This window comes from Actinopolyspora lacussalsi subsp. righensis (assembly GCF_900116555.1).
GTDB lineage: Bacteria > Actinomycetota > Actinomycetes > Mycobacteriales > Pseudonocardiaceae > Actinopolyspora > Actinopolyspora lacussalsi.
Window position 1 is genome coordinate 99,311 of sequence record NZ_FPAT01000015.1, and the last position, 19,429, is coordinate 118,739.

The 19,429-nt window shown below is 65.0% G+C and carries 20 protein-coding genes and 3 pseudogenes; 19 read left to right on the forward strand and 4 right to left on the reverse strand.

The genetic code is table 11. The features are described from left to right. The first annotated feature begins 340 nt into the window (after positions 1-340). From rplS to whiG, 9 genes are all read left to right on the forward strand, one after another. Positions 341-700 (forward strand): 50S ribosomal protein L19, encoded by a 360-nt coding sequence (gene rplS / locus BM394_RS21050; protein WP_043572209.1) that lies wholly within the window; start codon positions 341-343, stop codon positions 698-700. A gap of 431 nt (positions 701-1,131) precedes the next feature. Next, entirely contained in the window at positions 1,132-2,082 is a 951-nt protein-coding gene (gene lepB, locus BM394_RS21060) for a signal peptidase I (RefSeq protein ID WP_175530203.1), read from the forward strand. A 2-nt stretch (positions 2,083-2,084) separates the two neighbouring features. Further along, a complete protein-coding gene (locus BM394_RS21065) occupies positions 2,085-2,867 on the forward strand; it encodes a ribonuclease HII (protein WP_217643647.1) in 783 nt (260 codons plus the stop codon). Between the two features lie 21 nt (positions 2,868-2,888). Next, complete coding sequence (locus BM394_RS21070) at positions 2,889-3,212, forward strand: DUF2469 domain-containing protein (protein ID WP_043572207.1); 324 nt, start codon at positions 2,889-2,891, stop codon at positions 3,210-3,212. Positions 3,213-3,522: 310 nt separating this feature from the next. Further along, complete coding sequence (locus BM394_RS21075) at positions 3,523-3,924, forward strand: YraN family protein (RefSeq protein ID WP_092981295.1); 402 nt, start codon at positions 3,523-3,525, stop codon at positions 3,922-3,924. A gap of 1 nt (position 3,925) precedes the next feature. Beyond that, a complete protein-coding gene (locus BM394_RS21080; RefSeq protein ID WP_092981296.1) occupies positions 3,926-5,449 on the forward strand; it encodes a YifB family Mg chelatase-like AAA ATPase in 1,524 nt (507 codons plus the stop codon). Next, a complete protein-coding gene (dprA, locus tag BM394_RS21085; protein WP_092981297.1) occupies positions 5,446-6,597 on the forward strand; it encodes a DNA-processing protein DprA in 1,152 nt (383 codons plus the stop codon). The genes BM394_RS21080 and dprA overlap by 4 nt, the downstream gene beginning before the upstream one ends. Positions 6,598-6,666: 69 nt before the next feature. Next, positions 6,667-7,647 (forward strand): tyrosine recombinase XerC, encoded by a 981-nt coding sequence (locus tag BM394_RS21090; protein ID WP_092981298.1) that lies wholly within the window; start codon positions 6,667-6,669, stop codon positions 7,645-7,647. Continuing rightward, entirely contained in the window at positions 7,622-8,611 is a 990-nt protein-coding gene (gene whiG, locus BM394_RS21095) for an RNA polymerase sigma factor WhiG (RefSeq protein ID WP_175530204.1), read from the forward strand. Before BM394_RS21090 ends, whiG begins: the two co-directional genes overlap by 26 nt. Here the strand turns inward: whiG and BM394_RS21100 are convergent. Further along, complete coding sequence (locus BM394_RS21100) at positions 8,579-9,175, reverse strand: M23 family metallopeptidase (RefSeq protein ID WP_139235282.1); 597 nt, start codon at positions 9,173-9,175, stop codon at positions 8,579-8,581. The genes whiG and BM394_RS21100 overlap by 33 nt on opposite strands. A 519-nt stretch (positions 9,176-9,694) precedes the next feature. On the opposite strand from BM394_RS21100, the gene rpsB reads away from it, so the two are divergent. The 7 genes from rpsB (at position 9,695) to BM394_RS21135 (ending at position 15,551) form a co-directional block, all read left to right on the forward strand. Then, a complete protein-coding gene (rpsB, locus tag BM394_RS21105; protein WP_092981301.1) occupies positions 9,695-10,531 on the forward strand; it encodes a 30S ribosomal protein S2 in 837 nt (278 codons plus the stop codon). Positions 10,532-10,626: 95 nt separating this feature from the next. After that, on the forward strand, positions 10,627-11,442 hold the full coding sequence (tsf, locus tag BM394_RS21110) for a translation elongation factor Ts (protein ID WP_092981302.1): 816 nt from the start codon (positions 10,627-10,629) through the stop codon (positions 11,440-11,442). Positions 11,443-11,716: 274 nt separating this feature from the next. After that, positions 11,717-12,469: a UMP kinase gene (pyrH, locus tag BM394_RS21115; RefSeq protein ID WP_092981303.1), complete on the forward strand. Its 753-nt coding sequence runs from the start codon at positions 11,717-11,719 to the stop codon at positions 12,467-12,469. Between the two features lie 121 nt (positions 12,470-12,590). After that, on the forward strand, positions 12,591-13,148 hold the full coding sequence (gene frr, locus BM394_RS21120) for a ribosome recycling factor (RefSeq protein ID WP_092632036.1): 558 nt from the start codon (positions 12,591-12,593) through the stop codon (positions 13,146-13,148). 40 nt (positions 13,149-13,188) lie between these two features. Then, entirely contained in the window at positions 13,189-14,034 is an 846-nt protein-coding gene (locus tag BM394_RS21125; RefSeq protein ID WP_092981361.1) for a phosphatidate cytidylyltransferase, read from the forward strand. 9 nt (positions 14,035-14,043) lie between these two features. Then, positions 14,044-14,796: a class I SAM-dependent methyltransferase gene (locus BM394_RS21130; protein ID WP_175530205.1), complete on the forward strand. Its 753-nt coding sequence runs from the start codon at positions 14,044-14,046 to the stop codon at positions 14,794-14,796. Between the two features lie 326 nt (positions 14,797-15,122). Further along, a complete protein-coding gene (locus tag BM394_RS21135) occupies positions 15,123-15,551 on the forward strand; it encodes a hypothetical protein (RefSeq protein WP_092981304.1) in 429 nt (142 codons plus the stop codon). A 62-nt stretch (positions 15,552-15,613) separates the two neighbouring features. On the opposite strand, the pseudogene BM394_RS21140 reads toward BM394_RS21135, so the two are convergent. Beyond that, positions 15,614-16,362 (reverse strand): annotated as a pseudogene (locus tag BM394_RS21140) (IS5 family transposase). 137 nt (positions 16,363-16,499) lie between these two features. Next, positions 16,500-16,825, reverse strand: a pseudogene (locus BM394_RS23825) (transposase); the annotation flags it as partial. Between the two features lie 112 nt (positions 16,826-16,937). Here BM394_RS23825 and BM394_RS21150 point away from each other — a divergent pair. Both BM394_RS21150 and BM394_RS21155 read left to right on the forward strand, forming a co-directional pair. Continuing rightward, positions 16,938-17,189, forward strand: coding sequence for a hypothetical protein (locus BM394_RS21150; RefSeq protein ID WP_092981306.1), 252 nt, complete (start codon positions 16,938-16,940; stop codon positions 17,187-17,189). An 83-nt stretch (positions 17,190-17,272) separates the two neighbouring features. Continuing rightward, a complete protein-coding gene (locus tag BM394_RS21155) occupies positions 17,273-18,268 on the forward strand; it encodes a hypothetical protein (RefSeq protein WP_139235283.1) in 996 nt (331 codons plus the stop codon). 88 nt (positions 18,269-18,356) lie between these two features. On the opposite strand, the pseudogene BM394_RS23985 reads toward BM394_RS21155, so the two are convergent. Continuing rightward, positions 18,357-18,613 (reverse strand): annotated as a pseudogene (locus tag BM394_RS23985) (IS30 family transposase); the annotation flags it as partial. A 266-nt stretch (positions 18,614-18,879) separates the two neighbouring features. On the opposite strand from BM394_RS23985, the gene BM394_RS23990 reads away from it, so the two are divergent. Further along, positions 18,880-19,407 carry a hypothetical protein gene (locus BM394_RS23990; protein WP_245780362.1) on the forward strand — a complete coding sequence of 176 codons (528 nt, stop codon included), beginning with the start codon at positions 18,880-18,882 and terminating at the stop codon, positions 19,405-19,407. Positions 19,408-19,429: the final 22 nt, after the last annotated feature.

The following is a 19,429-nucleotide window of genomic DNA, read 5'->3' on the forward strand; positions in this document are numbered from 1 at the left end:
CTTCGACGCTCTGGTGTCCGGTGACGTCGGGGCTCGTTCGGAGGCGACGAACCCGACTGATAAGCTGCCCGGTGAGACAATGCGACCGGTGCGGTGGCAGTACCACCGGTAATCGCTTTTCCGCTCCGGCGGACGTCTTCCTCGTGGTACGAGGTGACGCAAAACGACTCGGTGACTACCCGGGGCCCGATCGGTGTTGTCGGGTAGGTCACAGGGGAATCCGCGCGGCCCGTCAGGGCCGAGAGGCGGATCGGTCGCCGTGACGCGAGTCGCGGCTCGCCCGAACAGATTTCACTGTCGTGAGTGAACGTTCAACGACACGGATGAGGACGGACCACCGATGAACAAGCTGGACGCGCTGGACGCCCAGTCGATGCGTTCCGACATCCCAGACTTCCGGCCCGGCGACACGCTGAAGGTCCACGTCCGCGTCATCGAGGGTTCGCGCGAGCGTGTCCAGGTCTTCCAGGGTGTGGTCATCCGCCGGCAGGGCGGTGGCATCCGGGAGACCTTCACCGTTCGCAAGGTCTCCTTCGGTGTCGGCGTGGAGCGGACTTTCCCGGTGCACAGCCCCAACATCGCCAAGATCGAGGTCGCCACACGTGGCGACGTTCGGCGGGCGAAGCTGTACTACCTGCGTAACCGGGTCGGCAAGGCTGCGCGAGTCAAGGAGAAGAAGCTGGCCAAGTCCTCCTCCTGACGCGCTGCCGCGCCGGTGGCAGCTATCGACCACCGGGCGGAACGCCATCGACGATGCACGGTCCCGAGGCTCGGGGCCGTGCATTTTGTCGTTCCGCTCCCGAGTACTCGGAGTTCCCGAGTGCTCGGAGTTCCCGAGTGCTCGGAGTCCTCCGCCCCGCTTCTCGGGCGCCCCACGGAGCAGTGGCATCGGCCACGTGCCTTCGGAAGCGGTGATTCGTGTCGGCTGGTTTCCTTCGATCAGGTGAAACCGACCCGGTTGGTTCCGGGACATCGTGCCCGATCGTCGGTCACCCGACTCGACAACCGCGCGGGGTGATCGTGACAGATCGGTAAAAGTGCACCGCAACCGTGATGAATCCGGCGACTGTTACGCGTGTTCCGTCGTGGGGTCGCGGGAGACGGGCTTCGTGTATCCAGTAGCCTGGCCGCGTGGCCGACGTCATGCGTTCCCAAGGACCCGACGAGGACCCTGCGGAGGGCTCCTCGGACGAGCAGGCAGCCGCCGAACAGGCGGACGAGACGCGCTCCTCGGCGCGAAACGCCTCGAAGCGGTCCGGAAAGTCCAGGAAGGGCTCCTTCTGGTGGGAACTGTTCGTCCTGATAAGTACCGCTCTGGTGCTGACCGTGCTGCTGCAGCTGTTCGTCGCGCGGGTGTTCCTGATCCCTTCACGCTCGATGGAGCAGACGCTGCACGGCTGTGACGGATGCAGCAACGACCGGATCCTCGTCGACAAGATCACCTATCGGTTCAGCGATCCCCAGCCGGGCGACGTGGTCGTGTTCAGCGGACCGAAGAGCTGGATGGCCGACGAGGGCGGTGTATCCGAACCCGCCAATCCGGTGGTCGGTTTCTCCTACCGCATCGGTTCGCTGCTCCACCTGGTCGAGCCCGTCGAGAAGGACTTCGTCAAGCGCGTGATCGCCACCGGCGGGCAGACCGTGGAGTGCTGTGACGAGCAGAACCGGGTTCTGGTGGAGGGCGAGCCGCTCGACGAGCCCTACATCTACTGGGCTCCCGGATCTCCGCAGGAGCAGGAGGAGTTCGGTCCGGTGACCGTGCCGGAGGATCACCTCTGGGTCATGGGGGACAACCGGAACAACTCGCTGGACTCCAGGTACCAGGGGGGTGGTGGCCGCGCCGGTGCCGTCCCGGTCGACAACGTGGTCGGTAAGGCGCAGGTGATTCTGTTGCCGCCCGGACGGTGGCAAGGTATCGAGGAATCGAACCCGCAGGCCGTGGCGCTCGGTCCTGACGAGGATTCGTGGTCCGGATCCCCCGGCTGGGAAGGACTGCGGTACCTGGTGGTCGTACCGGCCGTGTGGTCGACTCGCCGCGGTTCGCTGGTTGCAGCACGCTCGCGTACGTGGGAGCGACACTGAGCTTGCGGAACAAATCCGCTGAGCTGGGGTTGCCGCGCACCATCGTGCGTAGGGACTCCGGTAGCTGGGCACTGCAGAACGCACTGGAACGTCGGGGGCTCGGCCCCGTGGCCGGTGTCGATGAGGCGGGGCGCGGCGCTTGCGCCGGTCCGTTGGTGGTCGCCGCCTGCGTCCTGCGCGCGGGCTCGGGGCGTCGGTTCGACGGTTTGACCGACTCCAAGCTGCTCACCGCGCGTGCTCGTGATCACTGGTTCGAGATCGTCCGTGCCTCGGCGGTGGGATACTGCGTGGTTTCGGTCGAACCGGCCGAGGTCGACGCGATGGGGGTGCACGTCGCCAACCTGGAAGGAATGCGCCGTGCGGTCGCCGGTCTCGGGGTTCATCCCGGTTACGTGCTCACCGACGGTTTCCGGGTGGAGGGGTTGGCCGCCCCCAGCGTGGCAGTGCGCAAGGGGGACCGGGCGGCCGGTTGCGTGGCGGCGGCTTCCGTGCTCGCGAAGGTCAGCCGGGACCGGAAGATGAACGAGTTGCACGTCTCGTGCCCGGAATACGGTTTCGACGTGCACAAAGGGTATTCGACAGCGCGACACACCTCCGCTCTCCGGTTACACGGTCCCACCACGGAGCATCGTTGGAGTTACTCGAACGTGGTGGAGGCCGCGGTCACTCACGGTATGCGTTCGCCACGAGGCAACAGTAGTGAATCCGGATTGTTCGATGCTTTTGATCAAGCTGTGATGGACAATGGGAGTGCCGCCATTGGGCATCCGTGGACCGATCAGTGACAGGAAAGGGCTCGCACAGCCATGAGCGCCGAGGATCTCGAGAAGTACGAGACCGAGATGGAGCTGCAACTCTACAAGGAGTACCGCGACATCGTCGGTCAGTTCACCTACGTGGTGGAGACCGAACGGCGTTTCTACCTGGCCAACGGGGTGGACGTTCAGGTGCGCAACTCGGATACCGAGGTGTATTTCGAGGTGGTCATGTCGGATGCCTGGGTCTGGGACATGTATCGCCCCGCCCGGTTCGTCAAGAACGTTCGAGTGATCACGTTCAAGGACGTCAACGTCGAGGAACTCGACAAGCCGGAACTCCGGCTGCCGGAGAGCGGGACGCCGTTCGGCTGACGGTTCGCGTGTTCGCTCCTAGGCCCGAGGAGTCCGGTGTGCGGGTCGAGTGCCACGGGAAGTGCCGGGGACTCGTCAGGGGGCCCGCTCGTCGTCTCCCCCGGCCCTCGTCACTTCTCGGACGTGGCCGGGCCGGCTCACGTGCCGACATCGGCCACGTCGACGAGTTCCGGCACGGATCGGTGGGCCACGGGCACGTGGTTGTCCACATCTTCCGCGGTGCTACACAACCGAATGATTCGAGTTTGGTGGGCGCGTAGCGCTCCGTGCAGGTTGGAAGTGTCCGATCCGACCGATCCCGGAGGCGCCCATGACACCGAAACCCATCATCGGAGCAGTCTCGGACGACGAGACGCACGGCAGAAGACACGCCCTGGGGAGAGCGGGCGAGCGGCTGGCGGCGGAGTATCTCCGGCAACGGGGCCTGGTGGTGCTCTCCCGTAACTGGAGCTGCCCGCAGGGGGAGCTCGACATCGTCTGTACCGACGGGCGCCGTGTGATCGTCTGTGAGGTCAAGACGCGATCCGGGATCGATTACGGTTCCCCGGTCGAGGCGGTGAGCCCGCACAAGGTACGCAAACTGCGAGAGGTCGCCGCCGCCTGGCTCCGGGCCCACGACGTCCGCAACTGTCCGGTTCGGTTCGACGTGCTGTCCATGCTGTGGCCACCCGACTCGCCGGTGCGCATCGAGCACCACGAGGAGGTGTGCTGAGTTGGCGCTGCACACCACCTGGGCGGTGGCGCTGTTCGGTGTGGACGGTGTGCTGGTCGAGATCGAGTCCGACGTCCGCAGTGGTGGTATTCCCAGTGTTCAGCTGCTGGGGCTGCCGGACGCGGCACTGCAGGAATCGAAGAATCGGGTCCGTGCCGCGATCAGGAACTCCGGGGAGCACTGGCCGCAGTCCTGCGTCACCCTGGCGTTGTCACCGGCCGCCATGCCGAAGACCGGAACCTCGTTCGACACCGCCCTGGCCATGGCGGTGCTCGCCGGGGCCGAACGCGTGCCCGCCGGCAGGCTCGACGGAACGGTCTTTTTCGGGGAGCTGGCACTGGACGGTCGTATCCGTCCGGTACGCGGACTCGTGCCCGGACTGTTGGCAGCCGTCGCGGGTGGGATGCGACGTGCGGTCGTGCCGCTGGAAGGGCTGCGGGAAGCCGGTCTCGTCGAGCGGATCGAGATCCTCGGTGCCGAGACCCTGCGGGAGGTGATCGACTGGACACGGGGCGCCGGAGAGCTGTGGTCCGGTCCCGACCCGGCGGACGAGGGTGTGCCTCGGTCGTCTCCGGCACCGGATCTGGTCGACGTCCTCGGGCAGCCGGAGGCGCGATGGGCACTGGAGATAGCGGCGGCGGGTGGCCATCATCTCCTGATGGTCGGCCCGCCCGGGACGGGCAAGACGATGTTGGCGGGGCGCCTGCCCGGCTTGCTTCCGGAACTGTCGGCACCACGGGCTCTGGAGACCACCGCGGTGCACTCCGTCGCGGGTGAACTGTCCGAGAACGCCACACTGCTGCGTACTCCGCCGTTCGTGGCTCCGCACCACTCGATATCCCTTCCCGGCCTGATAGGCGGCGGAACCGGACTCGCCAGACCGGGGGCCGTCAGTCGCGCCCATCACGGGGTGCTGTTCCTGGACGAAGCCTGCGAATGGGGGACGAAACGCCTGGAATCCATGCGGACCGCCCTCGAGGAGGGGGAGATCCGGTTGTCCAGGAGTGAGGGCACCCTGCGCTATCCGGCCCGGTTCCAGCTGGTCATGGCCACCAATCCGTGTCCCTGCGCACCAGCCAGGGACATCGACTGCCAGTGCACACCGCACGCTCGGCGAAAGTACTTCAGCAGGCTTTCCGGGCCGTTGTTGGACCGTGTCGACCTGTGGGTGCGGATGCGTCCGATGTCCACGATGGAACTGCCCGACGACGAACCCCCGGAACCCTCCGCCACGGTGCGCGAGCGGGTCTCAAGGGCACACCGAACCGCTCTCCTGCGGTGGGAGAAGCACGGCTGGCGTTCGAACTCCGAAGTTCCCGGCCCCGTGCTACGACGTGAGTTCCCGTTGCCGGACAGTGCAACGAGACTGTTGGACAAAGGACTCGACACGGGTGCGTTGACGGCGAGGGGAGCCGACCGGTGTCTGCGTGTCGCCTGGACGTTGAGTGATCTGGACGGGGCGGAACGCCCCGACGTGGATCACGTGGCCGCCGCCCTGCGGTTCCGTGACAGGAGCACCGCATGAGCGTCTCCGCCGGAGCAGTGAGCCACGAGCGATTGTGTGCCTGGGCGTATCTCTCCGCCGTCGTCGAACCACCGGCACCGGCGTCCTACGGTTTCGTCGCGGTGCACGGTGCCGAGATCGCCGCCGACCGGATTCGGTCGGGCAACGTTCCCGGCGCGGTGGTCAACGAGACCGCTGCTCGTCGTGAGCACGTGTGCGGTGCCGAACTACTGGAACGTGCCCACCGGTCCGGAATTCGGCTGGTCACTCCCGAACACGGGGAATGGCCCGGTTCCCGGAGCGCCTTTCTGGAGGGAGCTACCGAGGTCGGATTGTCCGGGTTGGCCGCTCCGATGGCACTCTGGTGCCGTGGGAACGTCTCACCGGAAGCCGTGTCGCGCAGTGCGGTCGCGGTGGTCGGGGCCCGTGCCGCGACCGGTTACGGCGAGTCCTGCGCGGCGGAACTGGGGTACGAACTGGCCCGTTCCGGAACGACGGTGGTCTCGGGAGCCGCCTACGGAATCGACGGTGCCGCACACCGCGGTGCACTCGCCGCCGGTGGAGCCACCGCGGCGATTCTGGCCTGTGGTCCGGAACTCGACTATCCGGCGGGACACGCCAGGCTCATCGCACGTATCGCCGAGAACGGACTGGTGTGCAGCGAGTACCCACCCGGCACACCACCGAGGAAACACCGGTTCCTGGTCCGCAACCGCCTGATCGCCGCCGTGACCGACGGTACCGTGGTGGTGGAGGCGGGGCTCCGGAGCGGGGCGGGCAACACCGCGACCACCACCGACACCCTGGGGCTGCCGGTGATGGCCGTGCCCGGACCGGTCACCTCGGCCAATTCGTCCGGTTGCCACGAGTTGATCCGTTCCGGAAAGGCCGTACTGGTGACCGGAGCCCCGGACGTGCTGGAGCTCGTTTCGGATATCGGTACCGCCCGGGCGCCGGAACGTGAACCCACCCCGCGTCCCACGGACGAACTCGACGAAGTTTCCAAACGTGTCCACGATTCACTCTCGCCGACCCGGCGTCGTACCGTCGAACAACTGGTACACGAGACGGGGATAACGCGAAAGTCGGTGGTCACCTGCCTGAGCGCGTTGGAGATTTCCGGATTCGTCCGGTGTGACGATCGAGGATGGACACGTTGCGACCAGTGAGATGTCGAGCGCGTATCGTGGCGTCGTGCTACTTGAATCCGGCGAATGCACCCAGCGACGTCACTCGGCATGAATCAGAAACGTTCCCAGCAGTCGACCAGACCGGACCTGCTCGCGACCCGTCGAGGTCTTCCCACCGAACTGGCTACGGCAGTCGATCGTTTCGAGCGGTACCTGGCGTGGGAGAGAGGGCTGTCCCGCCATACCGTGCGTGCCTACGTCACCGATGTCGTGTCGTTACTGGAACACTTCGGTGCCGAGTACGCGGGGGAGGCCTCGGGGCTTCACGAACTCGGTATCGACTCGCTTCGTTCCTGGCTGAGTGCCGAGCACGAACGAGGTACCAGTAGAACCACACTCGCCCGTCGTGCGGCGGCCGTCAGGGCTTTCACCGCTTGGGCGCATCGCCGGGAGCTGTTGGCGGATGATCCCGGGCCTCGGTTGTCCGTTCCGGGCGGCCCACGTGGGTTGCCGTCCGTCCTTCGCGAGGATCAGGCGGACTCGGCGCTGCGTGCGGCCGCCGCCGGGGCCGAGCAGGAGGACCCCGTGGCGCTACGTGATCACGCGGTGCTCGAACTGCTCTACGCGACCGGTGTGCGGGTCTCCGAACTGTGCGGACTCGACCTGGAGCACATCGATCACGAACGCAGCATGCTGCGCGTAATCGGCAAGGCCGACCGGCAGCGGGCGGTTCCGTTCGGTGTTCCGGCCGCACGTGCCCTGACCCGTTGGTTGGAGATCGGACGCCCGAAGCTGTCCGGTTCCGCATCGGGGAACGCCCTGCTCCTCGGTGTTCGCGGTGCTCGGCTCAATCCGCGCAGTGTGCGACGTATCGTCCACGACGCCGTCAGCACCGTCCGCGACGCCGGTCGGCTGAGCCCGCACGGTCTGCGTCACTCCGCTGCGACGCATCTTCTGGAAGGAGGCGCGGACCTGCGTAGCGTACAGGAGTTGCTCGGTCACGCTACGCTTTCGACAACGCAGCTCTACACTCACGTGACCGTCGAACGGTTGAAGGCGATCCATGAGCGAACCCACCCCCGTTCCTGACGATGCCGGGGGCGCGGCCCGAGCGGCCACCGCGCGATCAGGCATGCGGCCCGCCGACGAGGCGGAGGAGACGGAGCAGCACCCCCGGCACGGCAACGGACACCGCGGCGACGGTGTCTCCCGATTCGACTCGATGCTTCGGAAGGCGTGGTGGCCGCAGGGCGGTACCGCCACCGCGGGCCACGCCGAGGATCGTGAGGGCGAAGACGTGGAGGCCGGAATAGTCGCACTGTGGCAGGCATTCGGCCGGAGCCGAGAACAGCGGCTTCGTGACCGGTTGGTGCTGCACTACGCGCCGCTGGTCAAGTACGTGGCCGGCCGTATCGGCACCGGGCTGCCCGCCCACGTGGAGGTCTCCGATCTGATCCAGTCCGGTGTGTTCGGACTCGTCGACGCGATCGAGAAGTTCGAACCCGAGCGAGGACTGAAGTTCGAGACCTATGCCATGCAGCGTATTCGCGGGGCCATACTCGACGATCTGCGAGCGCAGGACTGGGTTCCGCGTTCGGTGCGCAGCCGTGCCCGGGACGTCGAGCGCGCGTTGGAGCGGCTGGAGGCCAAGCTGCAACGCACTGCCACCGACTCGGAACTGGCCGAGGAACTCTCGCTGTCCGTCGAGGAGCTGCGTGAGTTGTTCGCGCAGCTGCAGATGACCAGTGTGGTGGCGCTCGACGATCTCATCGGAGTGGGGCGGGGCACCGCTTCGCTGGCCGAAACGCTGCCGGACGACCGTGCCGAGGATCCGGTCAACACCTTGGTCGACCGCGACAGCAGACGTCAGCTGGCAGAGGCGGTGGAGCGGCTGAGCGAACGGGACCGCATCGTGGTGACGCTGTACTACTTCGAGAATCTCACCCTCGCCGAGATCGGAAAGGTGCTCGGGGTCACCGAGTCCAGGGTGTGTCAGCTGCACACCAGGGCTGTGTTGCGCCTACGGGGGAAACTGACCGAGCCGGGAAACTGAGCTGGAGCGGTGTACCCGCTCGGGGCCGCGCCACGGCAGTAGCCGGACATCGCCCGTGGCGAGTCGGAGCAGCGGGTCGAGATAGGTGTCGTGGTCGCGGAGTCCCCAGTGCAGGCACGTGTGCGGCTTCTTCGCGGCGCATTCGGGGTGACCTCGGGTTACGCTGCCGATGATCTCGCCTCGTTCGACCGGCTGCCCGGCGGTGACTTCGGGGAGCACGGGTTCGTAGGTGGTGCTCATGCCGTTGCCGTGGCCGATGGCGATCACATGCCTGTCCACCACGAACCCGGCGTGTTCGACCGTTCCGGCCGCCGCGGCGAGAACCGCTTCGCCGGTAGACGCCCGTAGGTCCACTCCCCGATGGCCCGGACCGTAGCGGTTCGGGGGTTTTCGGAACCCCCGTACCACTTCCACCGACCCGCGCAACGGATCACGCAGCCGGAACCCGGGTGTGCTCGTGCCGGCGGGTTCCCCGGTGGGAGCCGCGGGAACGTCGGGGCCGCTCGACGCGGTGACGGTTCCGGTTCCCAGAGCCAGCACCAGTGCTACTGCCCAACCACGCATGCGGATCACCCTGCCGGAGCCGTGCGCTCACCGGCCAGGCCCGATTTCCCACCGGGTGGACCGATCGGGGAGCTGTGGAAAATCGCCACCGCGATGTGGTTGCCACCTGTTGTGGCGTACACTCGTTCCCGCGACTCGTCCTCCGGCGAGTTCGACTTCGCGTACGCGCGTATCGATCGCATCACCTCCGGATTCCGTGCTCGGAGTCCGTCTCTCGGATCGGTCGGGGTTCTTCGTTCCGACGAGCCCCGCGGATCGGTCCCGACGAGAGCCTCCGTGTGGGTTGCCCGAGTACGGCAACCGGTGCGAGAGGGTTTCCGCCGCCGGTGGCGGAAGCACGGTCCGGTGCGGGGCAACGGTGCGGCGGTCACGAGGAGGCGTCCGCGGTCCCGGTATCACCGAGTGTGTCCGGGCGACGGCTCCGCGCGTACCAGGGTGGTGGGTCACCCGGCTCATCACGGCAACCGAAATCGCGCGCCGTCGGACGGCGCGCCCGACACGTGAGGTGCGAAGCAGGCCATGGCCGTCGTCACCATGAAGCAGTTGCTCGACAGCGGTGTGCATTTCGGGCACCAGACCCGCCGCTGGAACCCGAAGATGAAGCGCTACATCTTCACCGAGCGCAACGGCATCTACATCATCGATCTGCAGAAGACCCTGTCCTACATCGACGGGGCTTACGACTTCGTCAAGCAGACCGTCGCCCACGGCGGCACCATTCTGTTCGTCGGGACGAAGAAGCAGGCGCAGGAAGCCATCGCCGAGCAGGCGCAGCGCGTCAACATGCCGTTCGTCAACCAGCGCTGGTTGGGCGGCATGCTCACCAACTTCCAGACCGTGCATCGTCGGCTGCAGCGTCTCAAGGAACTGGAGACGATGGAGCAGACCGGTGGTTTCGAGGGGCGCACCAAGAAGGAGATCTTGATGCTGACCCGCGAGAAGGAGAAGCTGGAGCGCACACTCGGCGGTATCCGTGACATGTCCAAGGTCCCGAGCGCGATCTGGATCGTGGACACCAAGAAGGAGCACATCGCGGTCGGTGAGGCCCGCAAGCTGGGGATCCCGATCGTCGCCATCCTCGACACGAACTGTGATCCGGACGAGGTGGACTACCCCATCCCCGGCAACGACGACGCGATCCGCTCGGCGGCCATGCTGACCCGCGTGGTCGCGGACGGTGTCGCGGAGGGCCTGATGGCCCGGAGTGGCCGCGGCGAGAGCGCCGAGACCGGCGAGAACCAGCAGGCAGCTTCCGAGGAGCCGCTCGCGGAGTGGGAGAAGGAACTGCTGACCGGTTCCGGTGAGTCCGAGGCCGCCGCGAACTCCGAGGCAGACCAGCAGCCGGCGCAGTCCTGACGAACGGGGGCGTGCCCGCGCCTGTCGGGCGGGCGCGCCCCGTCACTTCGATTTCCCCACCGCGTACACACTCCGACGAGGACGGACAACGCACGATGGCGAACTACAGTGCGGCCGATGTGAAGCGTCTCCGCGACGTCACCGGCTCCGGCATGATGGATTGCAAGAAGGCGCTCGAGGAGACCGAGGGCGACTTCGACAAGGCGATCGAGAACCTGCGCATCAAGGGCGCCAAGGACGTGGGCAAGCGGGCCGAGCGCTCCACCGCGGAAGGTCTGGTCGCGGGCGGTAACGGCGTCCTGATCGAGTTCAACAGCGAGACGGACTTCGTCGCCAAGAACGACGAGTTCGTGGAACTGGCCGACAAGATCGTGGCCGCCGCCAAGGAGGCGGGCTCGGCCGACGTCGAGACGGTCAGCGAAGCCAAGCTGGGTGACAGCACCGTCGGCACGGCCATTCACGACCTGTCCGCCAAGATCGGTGAGAAGCTGGAACTGCGCAGGATCAGCGCCTTCGACGGCCAGGTGACCACCTACCTGCACCGTCGTGCGGCGGGACTGCCGCCCGCCGTGGGTGTCCAGGTCGAGTACACCGGCTCCGACGAGGAGGCCGCCCGGGGTGCCGCGATGCAGATCGCGGCGTTGAAGCCGCAGTACCTCTCTCGGGAGGACGTGCCCGAGGACATCGTCGAGAACGAGCGCAGGATCGCGGAGGAGACCGCCCGCTCCGAGGGCAAGCCGGAAAAGGCCATGCCCAAGATCATCGAGGGCAGGCTCAACGGGTTCTACAAGGACAACGTGCTGCTGGACCAGCCCTCCGTCCAGGACAACAAGCGTTCCGTCAAGGATCTGCTGGACGAGGCCGGAGTCAGCATCACCCGCTTCGCGAGGTTCGAAGTCGGTCAGTCCTGAGCTTCGCGTTGACGGCCGCGGAATCGTGCGTGTCGTGCGCCCCGCGGTTCCGGCGGCCAGGATGTTCACCGGAGTGTTCCGCGTCCGGCGGAGTACTCCGAGCGGGAGCTGTTCCGGAATGATCGTGGAACGGGACCACCAGCGAGCGGGATGTGAATCCGGCACGTGAGTCGGCACCCGTACGTGTCCTCGTCGTTTCCGGACGAATCCAGGAATCGATGTCCGCGCCCCGCCTTCGCAGCCCGAGGGCGGGGCGTTTTCTCAGGAGGAGTGAGTGACTGACGACGGCGTACCCGCTGGTCATGTCGGTGAGGCCGGTTACCGACGAGTACTGCTCAAGCTGGGTGGCGAGATGTTCGGCGGCGGCAGTGTGGGGGTCGATCCCGACGTCGTGGGTACGGTAGCGCGGCAGCTGGCCGAGGTGGTCGCCAACGGGGTCGAGGTCGCGGTCGTCATCGGGGGCGGAAATTTCTTCCGCGGTGCGGAGCTGCAGCAACGCGGTATGGAACGCGCCCGCGGTGACTACATGGCGATGCTGGGCACCACGATGAACTGCCTGGCGTTGCAGGACTTCCTGGAGCGTGAACACGGGATCGACACCCGTGTGATGACCGCTATCAGCATGGGGCAGGTCGCCGAACCCTACATTCCGCGTCGCGCCAGTCGGCACCTGGAGAAGGGGCGCGTCGTCATTTTCGGTGCCGGGACCGGTATGCCGTACTTCTCCACCGACACGGCCGCCGCCCAGCGGGCTCTGGAGATCGGTGCCGAGGTGGTGTTGCTGGCGAAGGGGGTGGACGGTGTCTACTCGGCCGATCCCAAGACCACACCGGGTGCGGAGCTCTTCGACAGCATTACCCACCGCGAGGTTCTGGAACGGGGACTGAAGGTCGCCGACGCGACGGCTTTCAGCTTGTGCATGGACAATCACATGCGGATTCTCGTCTTCAATCTCCTGGTGGAAGGCAACATAGCCCGTGCCGCCAGCGGTGCGAAAATCGGGACGCTGGTCAGCACCCCCGGTTAGCACTCCCCGGAACTCGTACTGGGATCCTGAGCGGGCTCCGGTGCGATCACACCCGGCCGGAGCGGTAACCAGTGTCGACAAACCCGTCGGAGCCTGCCGGCCCCGTACCGAAGGAGCAGCCGTGATTGACGAGACTCTTCTCGAAGCCGAGGAGAAGATGCAGAAGGCGGTGACGGTGGCCAAGGACGATCTGTCCACCGTTCGGACCGGCCGTGCCAATCCGGCGATGTTTTCCGGCATCGTCGTCAACTACTACGGTTCGCCGACTCCGTTGAATCAGTTGGCGAGCATCAATGTGCCCGAGGCGAAGCTCGTGGTCATCAAGCCGTACGACGCCAGTCAGCTCGGTGCTATGGAACGCGCTGTTCGGGATTCCAATCTCGGGGTCAATCCGAGCAACGACGGCAACGTCATCCGCATACAGATCCCCGAGATGACCGAGGAACGGCGTAAGGAGATGGCCAAGCTCGCCAAGCAGAAGGGCGAGGACGCTCGTATCACCGTGCGGAACCTGCGTCGTAAGGCCAAGGAAGAGATCGATCGAACCGTCAAGGACGGTGAGGTCGGTGAGGACGAGGGCACGCGCGGTGAGAAGGAATTGGAAAACATCACCCATCGCTACGTTTCCCAGATCGACGAGCTGGTCAAGCACAAGGAAAACGAACTGCTCGAGGTCTGAGGACGTGGTAACCGCTGACCAGCGCGAAGGTGAGTCCGGAATGTCGGCCGACGTGCCGGGCGATGCCGCACGCCCTTCCCGCGCCGGCCGGAACCTGCCCGCCGCGTTGGCGGTCGGGTTGTTGCTCGGCGCGGGAATCGTCACCGCTCTGCTGACTTATCGCCACCTGTTCATCGGCATCGTTGCCGTGGCGGCGGCTCTCTCCGCTCTGGAGCTGGCGGGAGCGCTGCGGCGCGGGGCCGGTATTCGACTGGCGCTGTTCCCCGTCCTGCTGGGTGGACAGGCGATCATCTGGTTGTCCTGGCCTTACGGCTTGCGTGCCGTTCTGGTCGCCTTCGCCCTCACGACGCTGGCGTGTCTGGCCTGGCGTGTTCGACTGGGGGTCGATGGGTACCTGCGTGACGTCACGGCATCGGTGTTCACCACCGCCTACGTCTTCGTCTTCGCCGCGTTCGGGGCCATGTTGGTCGCTCCTTCCGACGGGGGTTTCCGCGCGCTGTGCTTCATGATCGGTGTCGTCGCCTCCGACACCGGTGGTTACGCTTCCGGAGTTCTGTTCGGGCGACACCCGATGGCTCCCCGGGTGAGTCCCAACAAGTCGTGGGAGGGATTCGTCGGTTCGCTGCTCTCCGGGGTGGCCGGGGGAGTGCTCTCCGTCGGGCTGCTGCTCGGCGGCGCCTGGTGGGTGGGGGCGCTGTTCGGCCTGGCGGTGGTGTGCAGTTCCACCATCGGGGACCTGATGGAGTCGTTGATCAAACGGGATCTCGACATCAAGGACATGGGGACCCTGTTGCCGGGACACGGTGGTCTGATGGACCGGATGGATTCGTTGCTGCCTTCGGCGGTGGTCGCCTGGAGCACGCTGTCCTGGTTGCTTCCGAGCTGACGGAAGACGATGTTGGCTGGACTGTCGGTCAAACTCGCGGCCACTCGTGCGGTGCCCCTCGGGGACGTCGAGATCCGTCCTAGTCCCAACGCGTGGAACTGGCCGGACGTCTACGAGGTGGAAAACGCCGCGCAGGACGTCACCGGCGCCGTATGGGCGAAGCTGCGCGGCCTCCAGGACTGGCAGGGGCTCGACGTGGTCGACATCGGCTGTGGTGCCGGGTTTCATCTGCCGGTTTTCGCGAAACGGGCGCGCAGCGTCCTGGGCGTCGAGCCGTACCGCCCACTGGTCCGCCGTGCCCGGCGCAGGCTCGCGCGTTCGCGGTGCGGGGATTCGGTCCGTGTGGTTCGTGCCGCCGCTCACCGGTTGCCGTTGCAGGCTGGCTCCGTGGATCTGTTGCACGCTCGCACCGCCTATTTCTTCGGCCCGGGATGCGAGGCCGGTCTGGCCGAGGCTCGGCGTGTGCTGCGGTCCGGCGGTGCGTTGGTGATCATCGACCTGGACGGGCGTAGTGCACCGTACGGCGACTGGATGCGCGCCGACCTCACCGGTTTCGACCCCGAGCGGATCGAGCGTTTCTTCGCCTCCCGGGGGTTCGACAGCTTCGACGTCGAGACTCGCTGGGAATTCGACGACCGGAACAGCTTGGAAGCCGTGCTGCGGATCGAGTTCTCCCCGCCCGTGGCCCGCCGGGCCGTCGAATCGATTCCCGGGACGGCTCTCCCGGTGAACTACCGGATTCGAATTCGTCGCGAGGAGTGATCGGTTTTCTTCGTTCGGTATCGTGTCGAGCGATCGAATATCCGGTTTCCGTGCGTTCGCGCGTGGTCCCGGGGCGTCGAGCGGTTTCGTTCGCCGCGGGCGACCACTGTTCCTGACTCGGATCACCGGTTTCGACCGGGCCCGTTTCGCGGTTGGTGAGTAACCCGAACGGCGCCTTGCCATCCCCGCTTTTCCATGATCGACTGTGTTCGAGAGAAGTCGGGGGGCCGTCGCTTCGGAGATTCCGGTTGGTTGGCGGGAGTGCGGTAACTATGACTGGGGGACCGGTCGAAACGCTCGTGACTGGATTGGATCGAGTCGCGCGAATGGAGCCCGGCGAACGTACCGACGCGGTGCGTGATCTGGACAGGAACTGTCCGATGTACCGATCGCTGCGGAAGACGGTCACCGTGGCGCGGATCGTCGCCTTCGCCTCCGGGCTGGCGTTGTGCGTGGCCGTGCTGTTATTGGCCCAGCGTTCTCCGATCGAATGGGTGGCGGGGTTCGTGTTCGCGGGGTTGTTCGGTTTCGGATGGGTGGTCGTTCGGCTCACCGACAGCAGGTTCGACCTGTTGCTCGCCGTGCTGGGCGCCTACGAAGCCGAACGGACGAGGGACGGTTCCGCCGTGGAGGACTCGCCGGGGCGTTCCGGTTCTCGGACCGTCGTCGCGGAGCGTGCCGCGCTGTTCGGCGAGAACTCCCGGTCTGCCGATCACGGTTCCGGGGGCGGCTCGGCCTCCGACGACCCCGCATGACGACTTCCCGGCGCTGCCCCGGTCGCCACTACCGCTGCCATCACTGTTATGCCTTAGAGTTCCTAACGTATTGCGTTCGGGAGACGGTGCCAGCAAATGAGGCTGGTGGCCAGGGCGAGGAAGCCGTGATGGATGTCAGCACGACGCTCCCAGCGGATGGCCAGACGCCGAAACTGATGCAGCAGGGCCAAGTTTTGTTCGACAACCCAGCGCACGGCCTGGTTGGTGTCGCGGGTTTTGCGCCGGCTGATGAACGGCTGGATGCCGCGTTGGCGCAGATGAGCACGGTAGGTGTCGTGATCGTAGCCGCGGTCGGCGACGAGGGCATTGGGATTGCGCCGGGGCCGTCCGCGTCGCCCACGCACGGGCGGGATCGCCTCGATCAGCGGCAGAAGCTGGGTGATGTCGTTGCGATTGCCACCGGTGAGGATCGTCGCCAGTGGAATGCCTCCGCCATCGGTGATCACGTGGTGCTTCGAGCCTGTTGTGCCTCGATCCACCGGGCTTGGCCCCGTCTGGAGACCCCCTTTTTGGCGCGAACATGGGAGGAATCCGCAATCGCCCGGGACCAGTCGATCTGCCCGGCCGCATTCAGTTCGGCCAGCAACACCGCCTGCAGCCGGTCGAACACACCGCAGGCCTGCCAGTCCCGCAACCGTCGCCAACACGTCATCCCGGACCCGAAGCCCAACTCCTGGGGAAGGTCTTCCCAGCCGATGCCCGTATAGAGCACGAACAGGATGCCCCGCACCACCTGCCGATCCGGCAACGGCTTCGGACCCGTCCGACTCGCCGGACGCACCGGCAACAACGGCTCGAGCCGCTCTCACAACTCGTCCGAGACCACCCACGGCGCAGCCCCCCAGGATCATCCCAGCCCGGTATCACCAATGTGTTAGGGGCTCTTACACAAAAAACTTGACAAGCCCTGTGGATGCCTCCCACCTGCGCGGCCGCGTCCACGATCGCCCGGGACCAGTAGTCCAACTGGCCGGGAACATTCAGCTCGTCCAGCACCGCCCGATGCGGCCTGCGCCAGAGCCCCTCGCGTGTCCAGCGTTGGAACCAGCGATGCGCTCCTCGGGGGACTCACCCCGAAACTGGGTGGCAGATGTCGCCAAGCACACCCGCTGGTGACCACGAACACAATCGCGGTAAATGCCGCCCGCGCCTCCGCCGGGGCTCGGCACCACCCTACGGACGCACTCCCGCCTGCGGCATCAACGCTCCGACCACTCGCCCGGCACCAACCGACGCGACAACTCATCCATCACCCACGATCATCACACTCCCACATAACCAACTGAGATACAGTTTAACTGCTGCCGTTGGTCGAGGCGATCTCGCCGGTGCGAGGGCGACTGCGGCGCAAGCCCGAAATCCTCGTTGCCGACTGCGGCTACGGAGACGTACCGGCATCTGCTGCGCCAACGAGGGATCCGTCCACTGATCAGCCGTCGTGGCACCCGGGGCATCAACCAGCCCGTGTGCTGGGTCGTCGAACAAACCCTGGCGCTGCTGCATCAGTTCCGCCGTCTGGCCACCCGCTGGGAACGCCGCACCGACCTCCACCACGACTTCCTCACCCTCACCACCAGCCTCATCAGCTGGTACCGACTCCCCAACCAAACGCATTAGAAGATCTAAACGTAGTTGACATACTGATTGATCTCTATTATTGTTTATTTGGCTCGATGCTACATCGATCCATGAGGTGCTGAATGGATTCAAAACGCCCGTTCCGTCCTGGTTTTATCTGCACCACCGGTTCGTGTTTCGTTGCCATCGACCAAGTACAGCCTGTCGCGATATCTCTATCCCCAGCGGGAGAAGTTCTCGACGTGACCTCCTGGGCGGATCAGGTGTCCCCGGCCGTTACGAAGAAGCGCACGATTGCCTCGGGCAAGGACTGCGTGTTCGTGTGTGACTGGCCGCCTTCACTAAGCGCATCGAGTGGGATGAGAACACCGTTTGCCACCGTCGTCATCGCCGTCGCCCCCTCCGGGCAACTATCTGCTTCAGTGAGTGAGTGCACCGAGATTCCACCGCAGAGTCGGAGGGATAGGTATCTGAAGGATCCGAAAGATACCTACACCATCGAGGATATCCACATTATTGAAGAAATTCAGCAAAATTGGGTATTCCGCATTCACTTGATCGGCAAAAACTGGCACTCCGAAGTTTTATACGAAACCGAGCGGATCGACTTCCCAGCTCCGGCACATATCACCTCGCAGGCCGTCCTGGGCAACGTGGCGGCGATGTGCGTGCAACGGGCGAATAAGAGGCCGTGGACGTTTCGCCCGAAGTGTGATATTCAACTTGCCACCGCGACCGAGTACGGTTTGACGAGTACGCAGATATCGAGTATAGATATCGGCCACCTGTGCTGGCCTCGCGAGCGGAACGGAACTGCCGTGCGCCGTGAACTCGGCCAGTATTTGGATTTCGCCTGCGGTAGCTTGTATGCTGCGATCAGTAAAGGAGCGTACGATCCGCAGATAGTTGTGCACGGTATCGGTCTGGACACAGTGATCGAGCTGTGGTTCAAGCTCGATGTCTTCCCGGGGATCGACTTTTGTCGTCAGGACATTCCCTTCGACGAAACTGGAAACATCGCCGGGCTGCGTGCCTACACAATCATGCTGGACGAGGACATCGAATTCAGTATACTTCAAGGCGATTTCGACACCTCTGGCAGCGTCGCCTACGTCTAGTACTGCAGCCGTCTTCAATGGGTACTTCACATCACCACCGGAATTCAACGGCTCCGAGCTAAGCTCTGATTATCAATTGTGGGCGTCCTCAAGTGGTAGGTCCGGCAGTAGGGTTGAGCAGGAGTTCATTGAAGACCTGATTGGGTTTGCGCCATCCGAGATTCTCGCGTGGCCGATCATTGAGTTCGTCGATGACCGCGTCGAGTTCGGGTTGGCTGTAGTCGGATAGGTCGGTTCCTTTTGGAAAGTACTCACGCAGCAGCCAGTTGGTGTTCTCGTTGGTGCCGCGTTGCCACGGCGAATGGGGTCGCAGAAATACACGGGCATGTTCGACCGCATCGTGAAGTCCGCATGGCGGTTTTCCTTACTCTGGTTCAGGTGATGCTGTTCTGCAGAAATGAGGGAAGTTTTCCATTTTTTGGCCAACAGGTAGGCGACCCGTTCTACACGTCGGCCGTAGGGAATGCGGACAAGCATCGTATAGCGTGTGTGGCGTTCCACCAGTGTGGCGATCTGGGATTGATCCGCTTTCCCCAGGATCAGGTCACCTTCCCAGAAGCCGGGTACGGCCCGGTCGTCGGCTTCTTTGGGGGCGGTCGCTGATCATAACCATGTCGGGAATCTTGCCGCGTGTTTCCGCCGTCCGCGATGGGCTCTCGCGGCGTGCGCGCCCGCTGCGCAGCGCCAGCTTCAGCTCGGTGGAGCAATTGTCCTCGTGCTTGCAGGAACAATGCCTGGTAGATCGTTTTGTGTGGGACGCGCATCGAGGACTCGCCTCGTGCTGCGTGCTGTGTGGGAAGGTAACGGCTGATCTGTTCCGGCGACTATTTCTTGTCGAATCCCTCGTTGACCGCCTGATGCAACTCGGGGTGTGTTTCCGGTTTCCGCGCTTTGGGGAGTTCCGACTGTTTCTCGGAACGCTGCTGCGCCGTCACCGCGTGATAGTTGGCGTTCCCGCCGTTGCGAGCTATTTCCCGCGATATTACCGACGGATGTCGTCCGAGTTCGGCTGCGATATACCGATGCGACACCTCACTCGCGATTCCACGGGAAATGGTTTCCCGCTCTTCGAAAAAATTGACTTGTCACGCGCCACGCAGACCACCTTTCATGACAGGTTACTTGATTATCTCACGTGACGCACTGACCACTGGAGCTGGC